This window comes from Thermoleptolyngbya sp. M55_K2018_002 (genome assembly GCF_015295965.1).
Taxonomy (GTDB): domain Bacteria; phylum Cyanobacteriota; class Cyanobacteriia; order Elainellales; family Elainellaceae; genus Thermoleptolyngbya; species Thermoleptolyngbya sichuanensis.
In genome coordinates, this window is the sequence record NZ_DVEA01000307.1 from 1 (window position 1) to 16,607 (window position 16,607).

Consider the following 16,607-nt stretch of genomic DNA (forward strand, 5'->3'; position numbering starts at 1 on the left):
CCCGCTCCACCTCCCCAACCCTCCAATCCTCCTGCTTCTCCACCCGCTGACCTGGCCCAAATCTGGCAAGACGTTCTCAGCCTGATGCACCCTCCTTCGACTGCGATCCTGCTGCGGCAGCAGTGTCGCCTGCTGGGGTTTGACGGGCAGACGGCGCGAATCGGCGTGAACTCGCAGCCTTTGTTCAACATGGCCAAGAGCAAGCTGCCCAATATCGAAGCAGCCTTTGCCAAGCTCCAGAACGAAGCCATCCGCGTGACGCTGGAGGTGGCCGCAGGCGGTGAGGCTATGGCAGCGTCCAATTCTGCCAGTGCGCCCGCCAGCGGGTCTGCTAGTGCGCCTGCTAGTGTGCCACCCGTGCCAGCCGCGCCACCGCAATCGCCAACTGCCCCGACTGCTCCAACTGCTCCACCTGCTCCGACTGCACTGCCGCCCGCTGCTGCCGAACCCGATCGCCCCACTCCGGCGATCGCCCCATCCCACCCCTTTCCCGAAGTCTCACCCCTGCCGCCCCCCATTCCAGCTTGGGAAGCCGAAGACGAGGTGCTGCGGGCGGCCAAGAGCCTGGCACAGATGTTCAATGGGCAATTGGTCAATCTAGATGGAGAGTTGCCCAACGCGAACACCGATTCTGGAGACGCAGATGCCGCAGAAGAGGAGGATGATGTGCCGTTTTAGCAGGTTTTGGGGCGGGCGATCGCCCGCTGCTTCAGCAATGGGCTGACTTTGGGAGCGCTGGGTTAACGCTAGGTCAACGCTAGGTCAGTGGCAGAGAAAAATGGTGAGCGGCGATCGCCATCCGCTGGCGCAAGTAAAACCGATGGGCTGCAAACCGCTGCACGCCCGAATCTAGCTCCAGCGATCGGCAGCCGTGGGCGCGGGCGTAGTCTACCAGCCAATCAAACAGGGCTTCGCCATAGCCTTTGGAACGGGCCGACTCGGTGGTGATCAGGTCATCCACATAGAGAAACGGCCCGGCAGACAGCGATTCTGTCAGGCGGAATCCGGCAACGGCTTTTACGGCATCCTCTTCGCTCAGATAGCCGATCCGAAAGCCATGCTGTGCTTGTCGCCGTACCTGCGCTACAAATTCAGCTTCGACTAAATGCGGCCGCAGTTCCAACAGCACGGGAAAACAGCGCAACAGGTCAAGCTCAGAGGTGGCGATCGCAATATTGGGCATATTTCTGAAGCGGTTTTCGATTGGTATAGCGCTGTTCCCGGCAGGCTTTTGAGCTTTAGGAAAAACGCTCAGGATTTCCTCATTCTAGGGCTGGAGCAGTATGTCAGCATGAAGGTTCTCTCTGCCGTGGGCCGTAGCCATGACTACCACCCTAACCGTGGGCGATCGCTTTCCCGACGTAACCCTGCCCAACCAAGACGGCGAACCGATTATCCTCTCTAGCCTGACACAGCCAGCGCTGGTCGATCACTACCTGGGCTTTGCGGACGGCTTCCTTCGATTCGCAGCTATCCATTTCAGGATCATCATGCTCGATTCAACCGCCTAGATAACGAAGCAAAAAACCGGAACAAAGCTTACCTCATCCCGGTTTCTATTCAAAAAGAGTGCCGATCTAACCTTTGATCCTTAACGTCTAACGTCCTTGCCATTGAGGCATTAGCGCTTTGCCAGCTTCTTCACCATCTTTCGCAAGCGGATCGACTCTGGCGTGACCTCCAGCAGCTCGTCCGGGCCGATGTATTCCAGCGCCCGCTCCAGGCTCATTTCCACCGGGGCCTGAAGCTGCACCAGTTCGTCGCCGCCCGATGCTCGGTGGTTGGTCAACTGCTTGGTCTTGCAGACGTTTAGCTCTAGGTCTTGGGGGCGATTGTGTTCGCCGATGATCATCCCTTTGTAAACCTTTGTCCCTGGCGTGATGAAGAACACGCCCCGGTCTTCGGCGTTTTTCATGGCGTAGAAGGTGGCCACGCCCTCTTCAAAGGAAATCAGCACGCCGTTGCGACGGGTTTCCACCTCACCCGACAGGGGGCGATAGTCCAAAAAGCTGTGGCTCATGATGCCTTCGCCGCGAGTCAGGCGCATGAATTCGCCCCGGAAACCAATCAGCCCGCGTGCAGGAATTACGAACTCCAACTGAGTGCGACCGTTGCCGCCGACGCGCATATCCTGCATCTCGCCGCGCCGCTGACCCAGTCGCTCGATACAGCCGCCGACGCTCTCTTCCGGCACATCCAGCACCAGCAGTTCAAACGGCTCACAGGGTTGCCCGTTTACTTCTCGATAGATGACCTGCGGCTGCGACACCTGAAACTCGTACCCTTCGCGGCGCATCGTTTCGATCAAAATGCCCAAGTGCATTTCACCCCGACCCGACACAGCAAACTTATCGGGTGAGTCGGTTTCTTCGACGCGCAGGGCAACGTTGGTTTCTAGTTCTCGCAGGAGGCGATCGCGCACTTGGCGAGACGTAACCAGCTTGCCTTCCTTACCCGCAAAGGGAGAATCGTTGACCCAGAAGGTCATTTGCAGCGTCGGCTCATCGACTTTGATCAGCGGCAGCGCCTGGGGATTTTCGGGGTCAGTGATGGTTTCGCCAATGTTGGCATCGGCAAAGCCCGCCACTGCGACAATATTGCCCGCCGTGGCACTTTCTAGCTCTACCCGCTTCAGCCCCTCAAAGCCCAGCAGCTTGCTGATTTTTGCCTTGACCACCGCCCCCGTTTCCGTCACCAGCGCAGCCTGCTGCCCCGCCTGAATCGTGCCGTTGTGGATGCGGCCAATAACGATACGACCGAGATACTCGGAGTAGTCGAGCGTCGTCACCTGAAGCTGGAGCGGCTTGGCCGGGTCGCCAACGGGCGCAGGCACATGCTCCAAAATTGCCTCAAACAAGGGCTTCATATCAGTGCTGTCGTCGTCCAGATCCTTCTTGGCAAAGCCGCTCAGTCCCGACGCAAACAGATAGGGAAACTCGCACTGGTCGTCGTCTGCGCCCAGTTCCAGGAAGAGATCCAGCACCTTGTCGATCGCCCCGAAGGGATCTGCCTGGGGACGGTCGATTTTGTTCACCACGACCACCGGACGTAGCCCCTTTTCCAGCGCCTTTTTCAGCACAAAGCGGGTCTGGGGCATCGGGCCTTCGTTCGCGTCCACAATCAGCACGCAGCCATCGACCATGCCCAGCACTCGCTCCACCTCGCCCCCAAAGTCGGCGTGGCCAGGCGTGTCCACAATATTGATCAGCGTGTCTTTGTAGCGGACGGCAGTGTTTTTCGCCAGGATGGTGATGCCGCGCTCACGCTCCAGCGCGTTGGAGTCCATCACGCAGTCGGGGACTTCCTCGCCTTCTCGAAAGGTGCCGGACTGTTTCAGCAGCGCGTCTACCAGCGTGGTCTTGCCGTGGTCAACGTGGGCAATGATGGCAACATTGCGAATCGGCAGTGTCATAAGGAGAAGTCCCGGTTGAAAGTGAATAATGCGTGAATGGGGTGGGTTGAAATCTGGCAGTGCCAGCACTCTCTGGGTGGTTTAGCAAAGAGCAGCGGGCGGGATTTAGGAATCTTTGTGGAATCCTTTATGGGGAACCTATAGGGAACCGTCGGTACAGAAGCTTGGTGAACGCCGCTGGAAAAGCTCTGGACTCGGTGCCGGGGGCGATCGCCTCCAAGCTCTAGCCTCTTAGCTCCAGCCTCTAAGCTCCAGTCTCTAGCGCTCACCTCTTAAGAAATTCTTTCTTGCCGAAGCACTAGATTCCGTGTAAAGAAGCCGTAATGATTCTAGCTTATTCGTTACCCAATCCGCTTGCCCCGCTGTGCTGAGATTGCCCAATCTCACCCAAGGCACAACCAGTTCCCCAAAAGCGGCCCGCAAAATATCCCCAATACGCCGGACGTTCGCCTTTTTCGAGGGCCACAGCCCAAGGGCGTTTCAGGTCGAAGCGCTGAATTTCAAAGTTTTTTGAACTTGCTCGGCTAGGGCCTTCCGATTCTCAGATAGAGCCATTAAAATCCCATGCTTAAGATGTTGTTACGGGGGGTTTCAAACAGTTACATCCCATACCAACTGGGCGATCGCGCTTCTGGCAGAAGCCGCTCGTGGGGTTGTCTCTGATACTTTTATCTTCTTTATTTAGCTACTTAGCGATCTACGGTTTGTATCACTTTTTTGGAAAAACGCGCCTATCAACGCGCCTCACCAATCAGCACTGAGATTAAACCAGCGGTAAGAGTCAGCTATGAACTACTCGTTTGAACTGGTGGGCATTTCGCCCATTCTGTCGTTTTTTAGCCATCAGCACAGCACCCCTGCCCATCGGGGCGCAGAGTATCTGGGAGCCTATCGCTGCACGCTGGATGCATTTCTGGAATCCGTGGAAACGGTGCCCCGAAAGCGGGGATGGAACCTGGATGCCGTGGTAGACAGCGTGGTGAACTTTTGGCTGAACAATGGCGAACAGGTGCGCCACTGGCGGCAGCGGCTCGAAGATGCAGGCAGAGAAAACGTCCTGGTGGCCAGGGTTGCCGACGTGCAGGCAATGCAGCAAGAGTTTGAGGCGCTGCTAAACCGTTCGCCCCAATAAGGTTGAAATAAGGCTGAAACAAGGCTGAAATAAGCCTGACCGCGAGTTTGGGAAACTTGCGCTAGGAAAAACCGTCGCTGGAAAACCGTCGCTGAAAACCGTCACACTGTGCCCTTTCCAGACCTCTGACTGGGGTGTAGAATCTGGATTTGCCGGAAAGCGCATCGCCCGTTGAAACGGCAGCGCAGGGTTAGCACAGCAGGCGATTCCAGAGGAGTGGGCAACAGGTATGGCGACGTGTGTGGTGACGGGGGCGGCGGGGTTCATTGGGTCGCATTTGACGGAGGCGCTGCTGCATCGGGGCGATCGCGTGATTGGCATCGACGAGTTTAACGACTACTATGACCCGGCGCTCAAGCGCAAGAACATCGCCACGGCGGAGCAAAACCCCAACTTCCACCTGATCGAAGCCGACATCCAAACGCTGAATTGGACCATGCTGCTTGAAGGCGTGGATGTGGTGTTTCACCAGGCGGCACAGGCCGGCGTGCGGGCAAGCTGGGGCGAGGGCTTCCGCCTGTATACCGAGCGCAATGTCAACGCCACGCAGATTTTGCTAGAGGCCGCTAAGCAAGCTCCCAGTTTAAAGCGGCTAGTATTTGCTTCGTCGTCTTCGATCTACGGCAATGCAGAAACCCTGCCAACGGCTGAGACGCTCTGTCCACAGCCTGTTTCGCCCTACGGCATTACCAAACTGGCAGGCGAACATCTGTGTCAGCTTTATTATCAAAATTTCAATGTGCCCGTCAGCATTCTGCGCTATTTCACGGTCTACGGGCCGCGCCAACGCAGCGACATGGCGTTTCACAAGTTCTTTAAGGCGGTGCTGCAAGACCATGAGATTTCAATCTATGGCGACGGGCAGCAGACGCGGGATTTTACCTTTGTCAGCGATGCGATCGCCGCTAATCTAGCTGCTGCCAGCGTAGAGGCTGCTATCGGCGAAACCTTCAACATCGGCGGCGGGAGCCGAGTCGTGCTGACGGACGTGCTAGACACCATCGACGAAATCACTGGAAAACCATTGCGCCGCAAGCACGTTGGCAACGCCGCCGGAGATGCCCGCCACACCGCCGCCGACGTGTCCAAGGCAAAGCAACTCCTTGGCTACGCCCCCCAGGTTTCTCTAAAAGAAGGGCTGGCGCGAGAGTGGGAGTGGATTCAGGCGCTTTACTAGGGTCAGGGTTACCGAGTCGGGGCTGGTGCAGTTGAATGACTTCTCGCGAGTTGTGCCCACGAGAAGTCATCGCAAAACCTTAGGAAACCCATCGAAAGGAAACCCCTCGAACGGGGCGAGTTCCTACTGCGGGGGAACCTCGTCCAGATAGGTCAACTGTTCGCGGAGCATCTGAGCCATATCGCTGTTGCCCTGCTGTTCATAGAGGGCGATCGCCCGCTGATAGTCTGCCCGCGTGCCGTTCAGGTTGCCTTGGACATAATGCACATCAGCGCGATCGAGGTAGGCTTCGGGACGACTGGAATCCAGACGAATCGCTTCGTTAAACGCAGTTAGCGCTGCGTTCATGTCCCCTGTCCGATACACCTCGGTCGCGCGAGAATAGGCCCGGTCATAGGGCGTTGCGGGGCGCACCGTCACCAGATAATTGCCGCCCTGCCCCGAAAAGGAGCGAGCCAGCACCTTGTATGTGCCGTTAGAAGGCAGCGTAATCACAATTGTTGAATTCAGGCTGCGGGCGTAGTCATCGTTGCTGGCGATTTCTTGCCCTGAGGGCGACTGCAACACCAAAAACGTGTCAAAGTCAGTGCTGGTCATAGAGATCGTCACCGTGTCGCCGGCCTTTCCCGCAAAGGTGTATTCATTCTGCATTGGGGCCAGGCTGCCCCGCTCCTCAAATAGCACCTGTGCAGCGGCCGGGCGAGTCGTCGCCACCCAAGACCCACCGCCCAAAACCAACACCGTCGCCAATGCCACACTCGCCTTTTCAAATCGTTTCAGCATGGTTCTCACAATATCCTCGACTGGGTTACTTGACTGCTCGATCATCCACAAGCCACGTACAAGGCATATACAAGACACATACAAGACACCGATGGCAAAGGCATGGCCCTGATTCCTGAAACGCCGTGTCTCTTGACTGACCTTGTTAATGATCTTGCAAATTTGCCAATAGACTTTGCATATTGAGCATATTGACTCTCATAGACTTCAGCCCCGGCGGTAGGATTTCCTGACAAATCTTGGCAGAAAGGGTTAAAAAAGCAACACGCAGGACGAGCAGAGCAGGAACCTATACTCGCGCCAGCGTCACCACCTCAGACTGATCTTGATATTTCCCTTGTCGCGTCTCATAACTCACAGCACAGGGTTCCCCTTCCAAAAAGAGAAGCTGCACCACGCCTTCGTTGGCATAGATGCGGCAGTCGGCGCTGGAGGAATTGGAAAATTCCAGGGTTAAGTGTCCGCGCCAAGAGGCTTCGGCAGGCGTGATGTTGGCAATGATGCCGCAGCGGGCGTAGGTGCTTTTGCCCATGCAGATAACGGTGATATAGTCGGGCACTTCCAGCCGCTCTAGCGCCACGCCCAGCCCATAGCTGTGGGCCGGCAGCACGAAATATTGGCCAGACTCGTCTTCGTGTAGCTCGGTACTTTCTAGATTGGCGGGGTTGAAATGCTTGGGATCGACCACCGTGCCCGGCACATGGCGGAAAATGCGAAACTCAACGGGCGAGAGCCGCACGTCGTAGCCAAAGCTGCTGAGGCCGTAGGAGATAACCGGAAACCCGTCGAGCGATCGCACGAGTTTTGGCTCGAAGGGTTTAATCATCCCAGCGGCTGCCTGTTCTTTGATCCAGGTGTCGTTCTTAATCATTGCCACTTGCCCAGTCCTTTGGAGAATAACTCCTGATAAAACAACCCGTAGCGTAAGTAAGTCAAGATCATCCCATATCTAGCGTCGTATCCACTCTCGCTTCAGGATATTTTTGGGAGTTTTTGGAGCCATTGAGACGACTCAAAGCGCCTTCACCAGGCAGAACAGCTTGGTAGGATAGTGGCATGACGACTAATCCAGATCATCCAGACCAATCCGAAAACAGCAGCAATTTTGAGCAGCAGGTCTTGACCCGGCTAGAGCAGCTTTCGACCGGGGTCATTGGCATGTCAACCCAGTTCAACTCGCTGACCAATCGGGTGGATACGCTCTCGACGCAGGTGGATACGCTGTCTACACAGGTCGATACGCTCTCGACGCGGGTGGATACCCTCTCAACGCGGGTCGATACGCTCTCGACGCGGGTGGATACCCTCTCAACAGATGTTGAACAGTTGTCCAAGGGCTTTACGAAACTGGATAACGAACAAGAGCGCTTCAACGATCGCTTCAATGACTATCAGCGGGCGACCCAGTGGGTTGTGCAGCTTGCCTTTACGCTAATCGCCTCAGCAACGCTGACGGTGATTGTTACGTCGGTGCTAAGGCGATAGGTTTGGGTGATTTAGGATGCAGCGCGTTTGGCTCAGCGCGTTGGATTTAGCGCGTTAGATTCAGCGCGTTTGGCTCAGCGCGTTGGATTCAGCGCGTTTGGTGCTGGGCTGCGTTTTGTTGCGAGAACAGAGGCTTAGTCACTGCCGACGCTCAGATTGCTGCCCGCAGTCTCCGCACCCGCAAGGTTAATGCCTCGCAGCGTTGCCCCCGTTGTTTGGGCGTGGAAAACTGTTGCGTTGGTCAGGTTGGCGTTGGTCAGGTTGGCCTTAATAAAGCTGGCGTTGGTGGCATAGGCATCCGTCAGGTTTGCCGAGGTCAGGTTTGCGCCTTCCAGGTCTGCCCCTTCCAGATTGGCACTTTGCAGATTTGCGCCCTGCAAGTTGGCTCCGCGCAGGTCGGCTCCAATGAGATGGGCCCCTTGCAGATCAGCCCCCTGTAGGTCGCAGCGGGCACAGGCTCCGGTAGACAGCAGTTGGAAGACGTGATCCGGGTTTTCGGCCTGTGCAGGGGTTGCGATTAGCAATGGCGTGGAGACGAGGGCGATCGCCAGCCATCGATTGCGCTTGTTGCGGGTCATCAGTGACCTCCCAAGACGATAGACAATACGTAAAAGTCGAGTAATACACCCCTACTTCTACGATGTCACTGGCAACCGAAACTGCCCTCATGCGGGTGGATGATGCGATCGGGGGTTTTGCTCTCTCAATAGGCAGAACCCTACGCTGACCGCACAATTGGACTGCACTAGCGGGCTGCACTAGCGGGCTGCACTAGCGGGCTGCACTAGCGGGCTGCCCAAGCTTTGCCTGCCCAAGCGGGCTGCACCAGAGCGGCGATCGCAGCAAGACAGTCCCCGCAATCCCAACCGCAATCCCGACGTGTTCGCTAACTCCACACCGAATCCAACCAGCTCATCAGCGGCCGCAGGTTAATCGAGCCATCGTCGGCAATTAGCTCCGGCAGTTGCAGCACGTTGAACTGCACCAGCGCCAAAATCACCACGGTATAGACAGTGGAAGTTGCCAGGCTGGTCAGCAGTTCTCGTTTGAGATGTCGCGGCTGGGGCTGATTTTGCACCACGTCTATCACTCCCCACTGCATCATCAAAATGCCCAACACGTTGGAGAGCCAGTATCCGGCGATGGTGCAGGGGATTAGTGTCTCTGGCGCAAAGCGGCTGACCACATATCCAAACCCATAGGCCACGGGCAGGTTAAACACCAGATCATTCCACCAGGAGAGCGGCGACAGCATATAGCCAATCCCAAACACCAGCCCGCCGCGCAGCTTTTTGAGCCAGCGCTGAAGCAAAAATCCCGGCGATGACGAGGGGAGTGCATCTGAATCTGGGGAAGGAGGAGCTATTGCAGTTTGGGGAGCAGGGGGTTGCGTCATGGGTTTTGGGAAAGCGGTGGAAGATCTGTGGAAAACCTGCTGATGTCAAGTAATGTCCAAGTTACGTTAATTTGCGTCCGATTTGGCCTACCAAAGCCGAGTATGCCTGAGTTCCCTTAATTTCCCTAAATCCAAGGCTTCCTTTGCAGCGCCTCTTGCAGCGCCTCTTGCAGCGCCTCATAGCCAGTCTGTCTCGCAGTAGGCTTGCAAAACGGGAACACAGTTGGCGATCGCCCCCAAGTGAGCAATCTCATAGCCGTGCGTGTTTTGGGTAGGAAAGCTGAGGCAGGCAGCGCGGGCGGCGTGCCCCATTTTCATGGCAATTGAGGCATCGCTGCCAAATCCACTGATGGCGGCAAGCTGGAGCGGAACGCCCGCCTGCTCTGCGGCCTGGCGCAATTCCTGGTTCAGCCCTTCGTCGTAGAGACCGTAGCCGTCTTGCGACAGTAGCACTGGCGCTTCCCCATCGGCGATCGGGTATTCCGAAGACAGCGGGCAAATCTCCAGGGCAATCAGCGCTGCCAGCGATCGATTCCGGCTGAAATAGAGCGCCCCGACCGCGCCCACTTCTTCTTTGGCAGAGGCGACCAGATAGGTGTCCAGGGCAGGTTCCTTCAGCACTCTGGCCAGCTCAAGCAAAATGGCGACCGAGGCTTTGTTATCCAGCGTATAGCTGGCGATATAGTCGCCCAGTCGGAAAGGGCGCTTGCGGTGCTTGCCCACGACCATGCGCGTACCCGGACGAATACCCGCCGCCTCCAAGTCCTTCAAACTGCACTTGGTTTCGACCCAGGCATCTTCCCAGCGCACGGGCTGATCCTCTTGCTGCGCCTTTTGGGGCGACTCGTGCGAGACATGGCGCGACCCAAAGCTCAGGATGCCGCTTAGCGTCGTGCGATCGCCCAGCAAGTCCACCACACCCTCGCCATAAACCCAGGGAAACGCGCCGCCCAGCTTTCGCACCTGCACGCGCCCTGCCTCGCCGATCGATTTCACAATGCCGCCAATTTCGTCCTTGTGACCAGTAATCGCAATCCCCGGACGCGCCGCATCGTCCGGTCGTTTTCCAGAATTGCGGCCTGGAATCTTGGCGATCGCATTGCCCGCTTCATCCAGCCACGCCTCCAGGCCCAGCCCCCGAAACCGCTCCAGCAAATACGCATCCACCTCGCCCTCTACCCCGCTCGGCGAGTGGCACATGACGAGATCGGAAATTTGCTGAAACAGATCGTCGTAGGGCATGGTTTGGGAGCGATCGGTGTGCGAAGGGGGGAGAGGGAAGAGGGAAGAACGAAAACAAAAGAACGAAAACAGAAGAACGAAGAGAGAAGAAGTTTCGTTTTTCGTTTTTCGTTCTTCGTTCTTATTCCGAACCGCCTCCGTGCTTCACGCCCCGCAAAACCTGCAAACTCCCACCTGCATGGAGTGTCTGAGTGACCGTCTGGAAGCCCACCTCTGACAGCAGTTGGGGCAGATCGGTTTGAATGAATTGCCAGGCGGTTTCGGTTTCAAATAGCCAGAAAAAGACGGCTAGACCCGGCATGTAGAGCGAATTTGTTGGCTTATGCACATCAATGGCTGCAAAAATGCCGCCGGGTTTTAGCACGCGATAGCATTCCTTGAGAATTTGCCGAAGCTGGTCAGGCTGCATTTCGTGCAGGGCAGCGCTGGTGTGAACGAGGTCAAACTGAGCATCGGGAAAGGGCATGTCCTCTGCCCAGGCCTCTACAAAGGTTGCCTGGGGAACATTCTGCTGGGCGCGGCGAACGGACAGCGGAGACGCATCCAGCCCGGTAACCGGCAGAGCTTGCTCATCAGCGGACTGCGGAAATCGCTCCACGAGAAATCGAGTCGTCTGCCCGCTGCCACAGCAGAGATCGAGAATCTGCGTGCTTTTGTCAAAAGTTAGCCCCGCCAGCGCAAGCTGCCGAAATCGGGCCTCGCCGCCCACTGCCACGGCCGCCAGACGGGAAATGCTGTCGTAGAGCCACTGATGGCGATAGCTCAGATCTCGCAGGATCGTTGCCAAACCTTACCCCGCCGTGCTGCTCAGCAGATTCCAGTGATTATTCTCGGCAACGGCACGGTTCACCAGACTGAACATGCGCCAGCAGTGGTTATCGCTTTTGAGCGGCAGTTCTTCGTTTTTGACTACCACATTCATGCGGACTTCGTCCTTGGGGGTGGCGATCGCCGTTTTATCGATCAGCACCTCCACCGTGACAAGTTGGGCATAGGTAACGCCACCGGGTTTCTCGCGGGCCACCATGTAGTCCTCACCGTCGTAGATCACCACGCAGTTGCAGGATTGGAGCACGTCCTCCAGCAACTGCCGAAAGCGATCGAGCGGCGTTGCAATCGTGAACAACTGGGTATAGCGAGCCATAGTAACCTCGGACACGCAAGTGCAATTAAAAAATGATAGCAAACTCATTCGATCAACCGTCAAACGACAGCAAGGGCAGTCGCTTAGCGGGACTTGCAGAACGTTACACTTTACCGGACAATCCAGAACGCAATGCCCTGACGCGAGACGCAGTGAGCGGCAGACTGTGCCGAGTGCGGCGGCTGTTGATAAAGAAATTAACATAACGAATTATTGGCGCATTCTACCATGCCCCTTTCTGAACAAAATGGTTTTGCTGTACAGAATTCAACAACTTTTTGTCTCTGATTTGAGCGCTGCTGCCGCGTCGCCCAGTTTCAGATGAAATCAGGTGAAAAGTATTCCTTGATCAATGCAAAATTTACTAGATTTGCTGAAATTACAGCCCTATCCTCTGCCTAACAAAGGGATGCTCATTGTATTTGAAGGAGGCGAAGGCAGCGGCAAAACGACACAACTAGAGCGATCGCACGATTGGCTCATGAACCAGTTTGATGGCAGTTCCTTTACGGTTGTAAAAACGCGAGAGCCAGGAGGCACAGAACTGGGGCAGCAGATTCGGAAACTGCTGTTGCATCCCGATCTGGCAGAGCCAACGCAGGATCGGGCAGAACTGCTGCTGTTTGCGGCCGATCGGGCGCAGCATGTGGAGGGATTTTTGCGGCCGGCGTTGCGGCGGGGGGCGCTGGTGCTGTGCGATCGCTTTACGGATTCCACTGTGGCCTATCAGGGCTATGGGCGCGGGCTAGATTTGGCGCTGATTCAACAGCTTAACCAGATTGCCACGGGCGGGCTGGAGCCGGATTTAACGCTGTGGCTGGATGTAGACGTGACCACAGGCCTCAGCCGGGCCCAGCGGCGGGGCAGCGCCGACCGCATGGAACAAAACCAGGTCGAGTTTCATCAGCGGGTGCGGCAGGGATTTTGTGAACTGGCGGCGGCGTATCCCCAGCGAATTCGGCGGGTGGACGCAAACCGCAGTGCCGACGAGGTGTTTCAGGACGTGCAGCAGATTTTGCAAGAGGCGATCGCCCAATGGTGCAGCCCCTAACGGGTTCCGTTGATACAACTGGTACTACAACCAGGGCATTTGCAAATCTCGTCGGCCAGCCGCAGGCCGTCGCGCTATTGCAGAGCGCCCTCCAGCGCGATCGCATTGCGCCGGGCTATCTGTTTGCTGGGCCAGCGGGCGTGGGGCGCAGTCTGGCGGCTCTGGGCTTTGCCGAGCGGCTGCTGGCGCATCATTTCCAGGAGCCATTTTCAGCCGCCCGCCAGCAGCGCATCGCCCAGCGAAACCATCCTGATTTTCTCTGGATAGAGCCAACCTACCTGCATCAGGGCAAGCGACTATCGGCGGCGGAGGCAGCAGAGCAAGGCGTGAAGCGGCGATCGCCCCCGCAGATTCGGCTAGAGCAAATTCGGGAGATCGCCACCTTCCTCAGTCGTCCGCCGCTAGAAGCTCCCCGCGCCGTGGTCGTGGTGGACGATGCCCACACGATGGCGGAGTCCGCCGCCAACGGCCTGCTGAAAACGCTGGAAGAACCCGGCCGCGCCACGCTGATTCTGATTGCGCCCAGTGTGGAGTCGCTGTTGCCGACGCTGGTGTCGCGCTGCCAGCGGATTCCCTTTCGCCGCCTCAGTGCCGAAGATCTGGCACAAGTGTTGCAGCGATTGGGGCACGGCGAAATTTTGCAGCATCCCGAAATTTTGGCACTGGCCCAGGGCAGCCCCGGCGAGGCGATCGCCCAGTGGCAACAACGCCAGTCGGTTCCGCCCGATCTGCTGCACGCCGCGCTTCAAGTGCCCACGTCTCTCCGTGCCGCGCTGGAACTGGCCCGCCAGATCGATCAGGCGCTAGACCTGGAAGCCCAGCTTTGGCTGGTGGACTACGTGCAGCAAGCCTACTGGCGATCGCAGCAGCCCGCCGCTCACCTCGAACGGCTGGAAACTGCCCGCCGCCACCTGCTGGGCTATGTGCAGCCTCGCCTGGTGTGGGAAGCGACGCTGATGGACATTGCAGCGGCGGCTTAATCACATCAAACGCTAGATGTGGGGGCGATCGCCCAAAAACTGAATCTAATACTGAATCTAATCCCGCAAACCTGAGATAAAGTTAGGTGTCTCAGAAGTGTCCCATAAGCGTCCCATAAGCGTCCCAGCCTGTCAGTTTCCGTCAAACTGCCTGAAACCTGACCCCTGAAACCTGATTCCTCACCATGACTCTGCTCTCGATCCTTTTTGGGCTGTTTTTTCTCAGCGTGCTGGGGCTGTATTGGTCAGCGCCAGGGCGATCGCTCAAACTGTGGGTGCTGCTGGCTGCCAGCCTGGTGTTCTATAGCTCGCTGCAATTTCAATACGTGCCGCTGCTGCTGGTGATGATGATCATGACCTATCGCATCGGCATCGGGCTGAGTGCGCCCATCGACTGGCGGATCGAGAACGAAAACTGGCAGTTTGCCCAGCACGACTGGAACCGTCGGCGGCTGCGGCTGCTGATCATTGGCATTGGGCTGAATGTGCTGCTGCTGCTGGGGTTCAAGTACATTCCGTTTTTTGGGGCGGTGCTGGGCAACTGGCTCAAGCTGCCTGCGCTGACGACGGGGGCGGCCACCCTTGGGCAAACCCTCATCGCGCCGCTGGGCATCAGCTACTTTTGCTTTGAGTGCATTGCTTACCTGGTGGACGTGTATCGCGGTGCGCCTGCTACCTTCGACTGGCTCAAGTTTTCAGCCTACAAGCTATATTTCCCCAAGCTGCTGTCGGGCCCGATTACCCGGTTTCACCCGCTGGCGGCGCAGTTTCAGGCCCAGCCGTCGCTGACTACGCCCCAGGTTGCCGAGGGTCTGTGGCTCATTGCCTGTGGCGCAGTGAAAAAGCTGCTGATTGCCGACCATCTGGCTACGCTGGTAAATCTTAGCTTCGACAACGTAGCGCGGGCGGGCAGCGGCGACCTGTGGCTGGCGATCGCCGCCTACGGGTTCCAGCTTTATTTCGACTTCAGCGGCTATGTCGATGTGGCGCGGGGCCTTTCTGCGCTGCTGGGCATCACCCTGCCGCAAAACTTCAACTTTCCCTACTTCAGCGCCAGCATTGCGGACTTTTGGCGACGCTGGCACATGACGCTGGGCGACTGGCTCCGCAACTATCTGTATTTTCCGCTGGGGGGTTCCCGCCAAGGCCTGGTGCGAACCTGCCTCAACCTGATGGTGGTGATGATTATCGCCGGACTCTGGCACGACGCGGGCTGGGGCTTCATTGTCTGGGGAGCGCTGCACGGACTGTTCTTGGTGGTGCATCGCCTGACGGACGCGCTGAGCGAGCAGTGGGGCTGGCTGAGGGCAGGCTGGAAAAGCGTACCGGGAACGCTGCTGGGCTGGGGGCTGACGCAGGCTTCCGTCTTGTTTGCCTGGATCTTTTTCCGATTGCCCAACCTGCAAGATTCACTGCTGGTGATGCAGCGGCTATGGGGACACCCCGCCGACGTGCAGTTTGCCCAAAAGATTTATGTTGAGACGTTTCAGAGCGATCGCCTCCATCTCTCGCTCCTGCTGCTGGCGCTTTTCGGCGGCATGACGCTGGTATATACGGTCAACCGCTGGCTAAAGCTGCGGCTCAACTGGCCCGTCAAGCTGCTGCTGGTTCCTCTCTGCCTGTTCGCGGCCTGGCTGCTGGCCCCCAACGAAAGCCCGCCTTACATTTATTTCGACTTCTAGGATTCGACTTCTAGTATTCGATTTCTAGTATTCGATTTCTAGTACAGGACTGACACACTTGCGATAAATTTTCTGGATTTTGGACAATTTCTCACGGGTGCAGCCCGCGAGAAATCGTCTCACTGCGTGAGTCCTATCGCATTCAGAAAATCCGGATAGTTTTTGAGAAAAGTCAAAAGCCGCATACTTTTTCTCAAAAATCTAAAGGCTTTGTAAAAGCTAGGGATTTTTGCTAGAAAAAGGGCGATCGCCCCTGCCATTCTAGACAGTATGAATTGGCAGTGATTTCGGTAAATCTGTGGAGTGCTTCGGCTGACGCTTAGATGTAAGGAACTGCTTCACAGATCAGACCGTGTAAAGGTTTCTCCCTGTTGATGACTCCTGCCAATTCTAATTTTTAAGATCCGCTCAGTTTCGAGGGGCGATCGCCTTTTTTGGCGCTAGTTTCTGACGAAAACTCTGGGCTGAACACCTGAAGTGAAATGACCCCATCCATCTCCAAGATAGAGGGGTTGTTTCTCATGGGTAAAGTTTGGGAAAGCCTCACAAACGCCTTATTAAGCCTTATTAAGCCTTATTAAAAAGCGCGTGTGGGCGATCATTTACCCCTGATTGACGGACTTAGAGCATCGACGGTATCTACCCATATCTGCAATTTTTTCACCCCTTCCACGTCAACTCATTTTTGGGAATCAAGAGTAGTCATGGCTGTTATTGATAACGTAGATACCTTTGAGAAACTGCTTGCCGCTATTAACTCCACCAATTCCAACGGCCAGGCAGACGAAATCAGAATTACGCAAAGCATTGTTTTAACCAGCGCCCTGCCTTTTATTCGAGAAGATGTCAGCCTGACGATTCGAGGCATCGGCGAGGGCATTACGCTCAGCGGCGATGCCAATGGCAACGGCATTAACGATGAAGGCGATGTCCGCATTTTCTTCATCGAAAGCGGTCAGATAACGCTGGAAAATTTAACCCTAACAAATGGCCGGGCCCAAGGCGGCGACGGGGCCGGCGGCGGCGCAGGACTAGGCGGCGCACTGCTGATCTACAACGGCGATGTCACAGTCACCAATGTCACCTTTAGCAACAACCAGGCGATCGGCGGCAACGGGTTGGC

18 protein-coding genes and 1 pseudogene are annotated in these 16,607 nt (G+C 56.7%); 9 read left to right on the forward strand and 10 right to left on the reverse strand.

Annotated features, from left to right (window positions below; all coding sequences use genetic code 11):
* A pseudogene (locus IGS51_RS15645) lies at window positions 1-678 on the forward strand (hypothetical protein); the annotation flags it as partial.
* A 79-nt stretch (window positions 679-757) separates the two neighbouring features.
* Here the strand turns inward: IGS51_RS15645 and IGS51_RS15650 are convergent.
* A complete protein-coding gene (locus IGS51_RS15650; protein WP_297079608.1) occupies window positions 758-1,183 on the reverse strand; it encodes a GNAT family N-acetyltransferase in 426 nt (141 codons plus the stop codon).
* Between the two features lie 139 nt (window positions 1,184-1,322).
* Here IGS51_RS15650 and IGS51_RS15655 point away from each other — a divergent pair, with 139 nt between their 5' ends.
* Window positions 1,323-1,511, forward strand: coding sequence for a hypothetical protein (locus IGS51_RS15655; protein WP_297079609.1), 189 nt, complete (start codon window positions 1,323-1,325; stop codon window positions 1,509-1,511).
* 110 nt (window positions 1,512-1,621) lie between these two features.
* Here IGS51_RS15655 and typA read toward each other — a convergent pair whose 3' ends face one another.
* The gene (gene typA, locus IGS51_RS15660) at window positions 1,622-3,412 is read right to left on the reverse strand and encodes a translational GTPase TypA (protein ID WP_297079611.1); all 1,791 of its coding nucleotides are present in this window, start codon (window positions 3,410-3,412) and stop codon (window positions 1,622-1,624) included.
* A gap of 787 nt (window positions 3,413-4,199) precedes the next feature.
* On the opposite strand from typA, the gene IGS51_RS15665 reads away from it, so the two are divergent.
* Both IGS51_RS15665 and IGS51_RS15670 read left to right on the forward strand, forming a co-directional pair.
* On the forward strand, window positions 4,200-4,544 hold the full coding sequence (locus tag IGS51_RS15665) for a hypothetical protein (protein WP_297079613.1): 345 nt from the start codon (window positions 4,200-4,202) through the stop codon (window positions 4,542-4,544).
* Between the two features lie 229 nt (window positions 4,545-4,773).
* Window positions 4,774-5,721, forward strand: coding sequence for an NAD-dependent epimerase/dehydratase family protein (locus tag IGS51_RS15670; protein WP_297079615.1), 948 nt, complete (start codon window positions 4,774-4,776; stop codon window positions 5,719-5,721).
* Between the two features lie 123 nt (window positions 5,722-5,844).
* Here IGS51_RS15670 and IGS51_RS15675 read toward each other — a convergent pair whose 3' ends face one another.
* Together IGS51_RS15675 and dcd are read right to left on the reverse strand one after the other, a co-directional pair.
* Entirely contained in the window at window positions 5,845-6,504 is a 660-nt protein-coding gene (locus IGS51_RS15675) for a pre-peptidase C-terminal domain-containing protein (RefSeq protein ID WP_297079617.1), read from the reverse strand.
* A gap of 289 nt (window positions 6,505-6,793) precedes the next feature.
* The gene (gene dcd / locus IGS51_RS15680; protein ID WP_068508153.1) at window positions 6,794-7,375 is read right to left on the reverse strand and encodes a dCTP deaminase; all 582 of its coding nucleotides are present in this window, start codon (window positions 7,373-7,375) and stop codon (window positions 6,794-6,796) included.
* A 185-nt stretch (window positions 7,376-7,560) separates the two neighbouring features.
* Here dcd and IGS51_RS15685 point away from each other — a divergent pair, with 185 nt between their 5' ends.
* The gene (locus tag IGS51_RS15685) at window positions 7,561-7,989 is read left to right on the forward strand and encodes a hypothetical protein (protein ID WP_297079619.1); all 429 of its coding nucleotides are present in this window, start codon (window positions 7,561-7,563) and stop codon (window positions 7,987-7,989) included.
* A 134-nt stretch (window positions 7,990-8,123) separates the two neighbouring features.
* Here IGS51_RS15685 and IGS51_RS15690 read toward each other — a convergent pair whose 3' ends face one another.
* The 6 genes from IGS51_RS15690 to IGS51_RS15715 form a co-directional block, all read right to left on the reverse strand.
* On the reverse strand, window positions 8,124-8,567 hold the full coding sequence (locus IGS51_RS15690) for a pentapeptide repeat-containing protein (RefSeq protein ID WP_297079621.1): 444 nt from the start codon (window positions 8,565-8,567) through the stop codon (window positions 8,124-8,126).
* Between the two features lie 180 nt (window positions 8,568-8,747).
* A complete protein-coding gene (locus IGS51_RS15695; protein WP_297079622.1) occupies window positions 8,748-8,885 on the reverse strand; it encodes a hypothetical protein in 138 nt (45 codons plus the stop codon).
* Entirely contained in the window at window positions 8,876-9,385 is a 510-nt protein-coding gene (locus IGS51_RS15700; RefSeq protein ID WP_297079625.1) for a hypothetical protein, read from the reverse strand. Before IGS51_RS15700 ends, IGS51_RS15695 begins: the two co-directional genes overlap by 10 nt.
* A 177-nt stretch (window positions 9,386-9,562) precedes the next feature.
* Entirely contained in the window at window positions 9,563-10,627 is a 1,065-nt protein-coding gene (locus IGS51_RS15705; protein ID WP_297079626.1) for a M42 family peptidase, read from the reverse strand.
* 121 nt (window positions 10,628-10,748) lie between these two features.
* Complete coding sequence (locus IGS51_RS15710) at window positions 10,749-11,414, reverse strand: class I SAM-dependent methyltransferase (RefSeq protein WP_297079628.1); 666 nt, start codon at window positions 11,412-11,414, stop codon at window positions 10,749-10,751.
* A 3-nt stretch (window positions 11,415-11,417) separates the two neighbouring features.
* A complete protein-coding gene (locus tag IGS51_RS15715; protein ID WP_297079630.1) occupies window positions 11,418-11,771 on the reverse strand; it encodes a hypothetical protein in 354 nt (117 codons plus the stop codon).
* Between the two features lie 409 nt (window positions 11,772-12,180).
* Between IGS51_RS15715 and tmk the strand changes: the two genes are divergently transcribed.
* From tmk to IGS51_RS15735, 4 genes are all read left to right on the forward strand, one after another.
* Entirely contained in the window at window positions 12,181-12,822 is a 642-nt protein-coding gene (gene tmk / locus IGS51_RS15720; protein WP_297079632.1) for a dTMP kinase, read from the forward strand.
* On the forward strand, window positions 12,807-13,802 hold the full coding sequence (gene holB / locus IGS51_RS15725; protein ID WP_297079633.1) for a DNA polymerase III subunit delta': 996 nt from the start codon (window positions 12,807-12,809) through the stop codon (window positions 13,800-13,802). The genes tmk and holB overlap by 16 nt, the downstream gene beginning before the upstream one ends.
* A 185-nt stretch (window positions 13,803-13,987) precedes the next feature.
* A complete protein-coding gene (locus IGS51_RS15730) occupies window positions 13,988-15,484 on the forward strand; it encodes an MBOAT family protein (RefSeq protein ID WP_297079635.1) in 1,497 nt (498 codons plus the stop codon).
* 704 nt (window positions 15,485-16,188) lie between these two features.
* The coding region (locus tag IGS51_RS15735; RefSeq protein WP_297079637.1) for a pectate lyase-like adhesive domain-containing protein at window positions 16,189-16,607 on the forward strand (419 nt) is incomplete at its 3' end.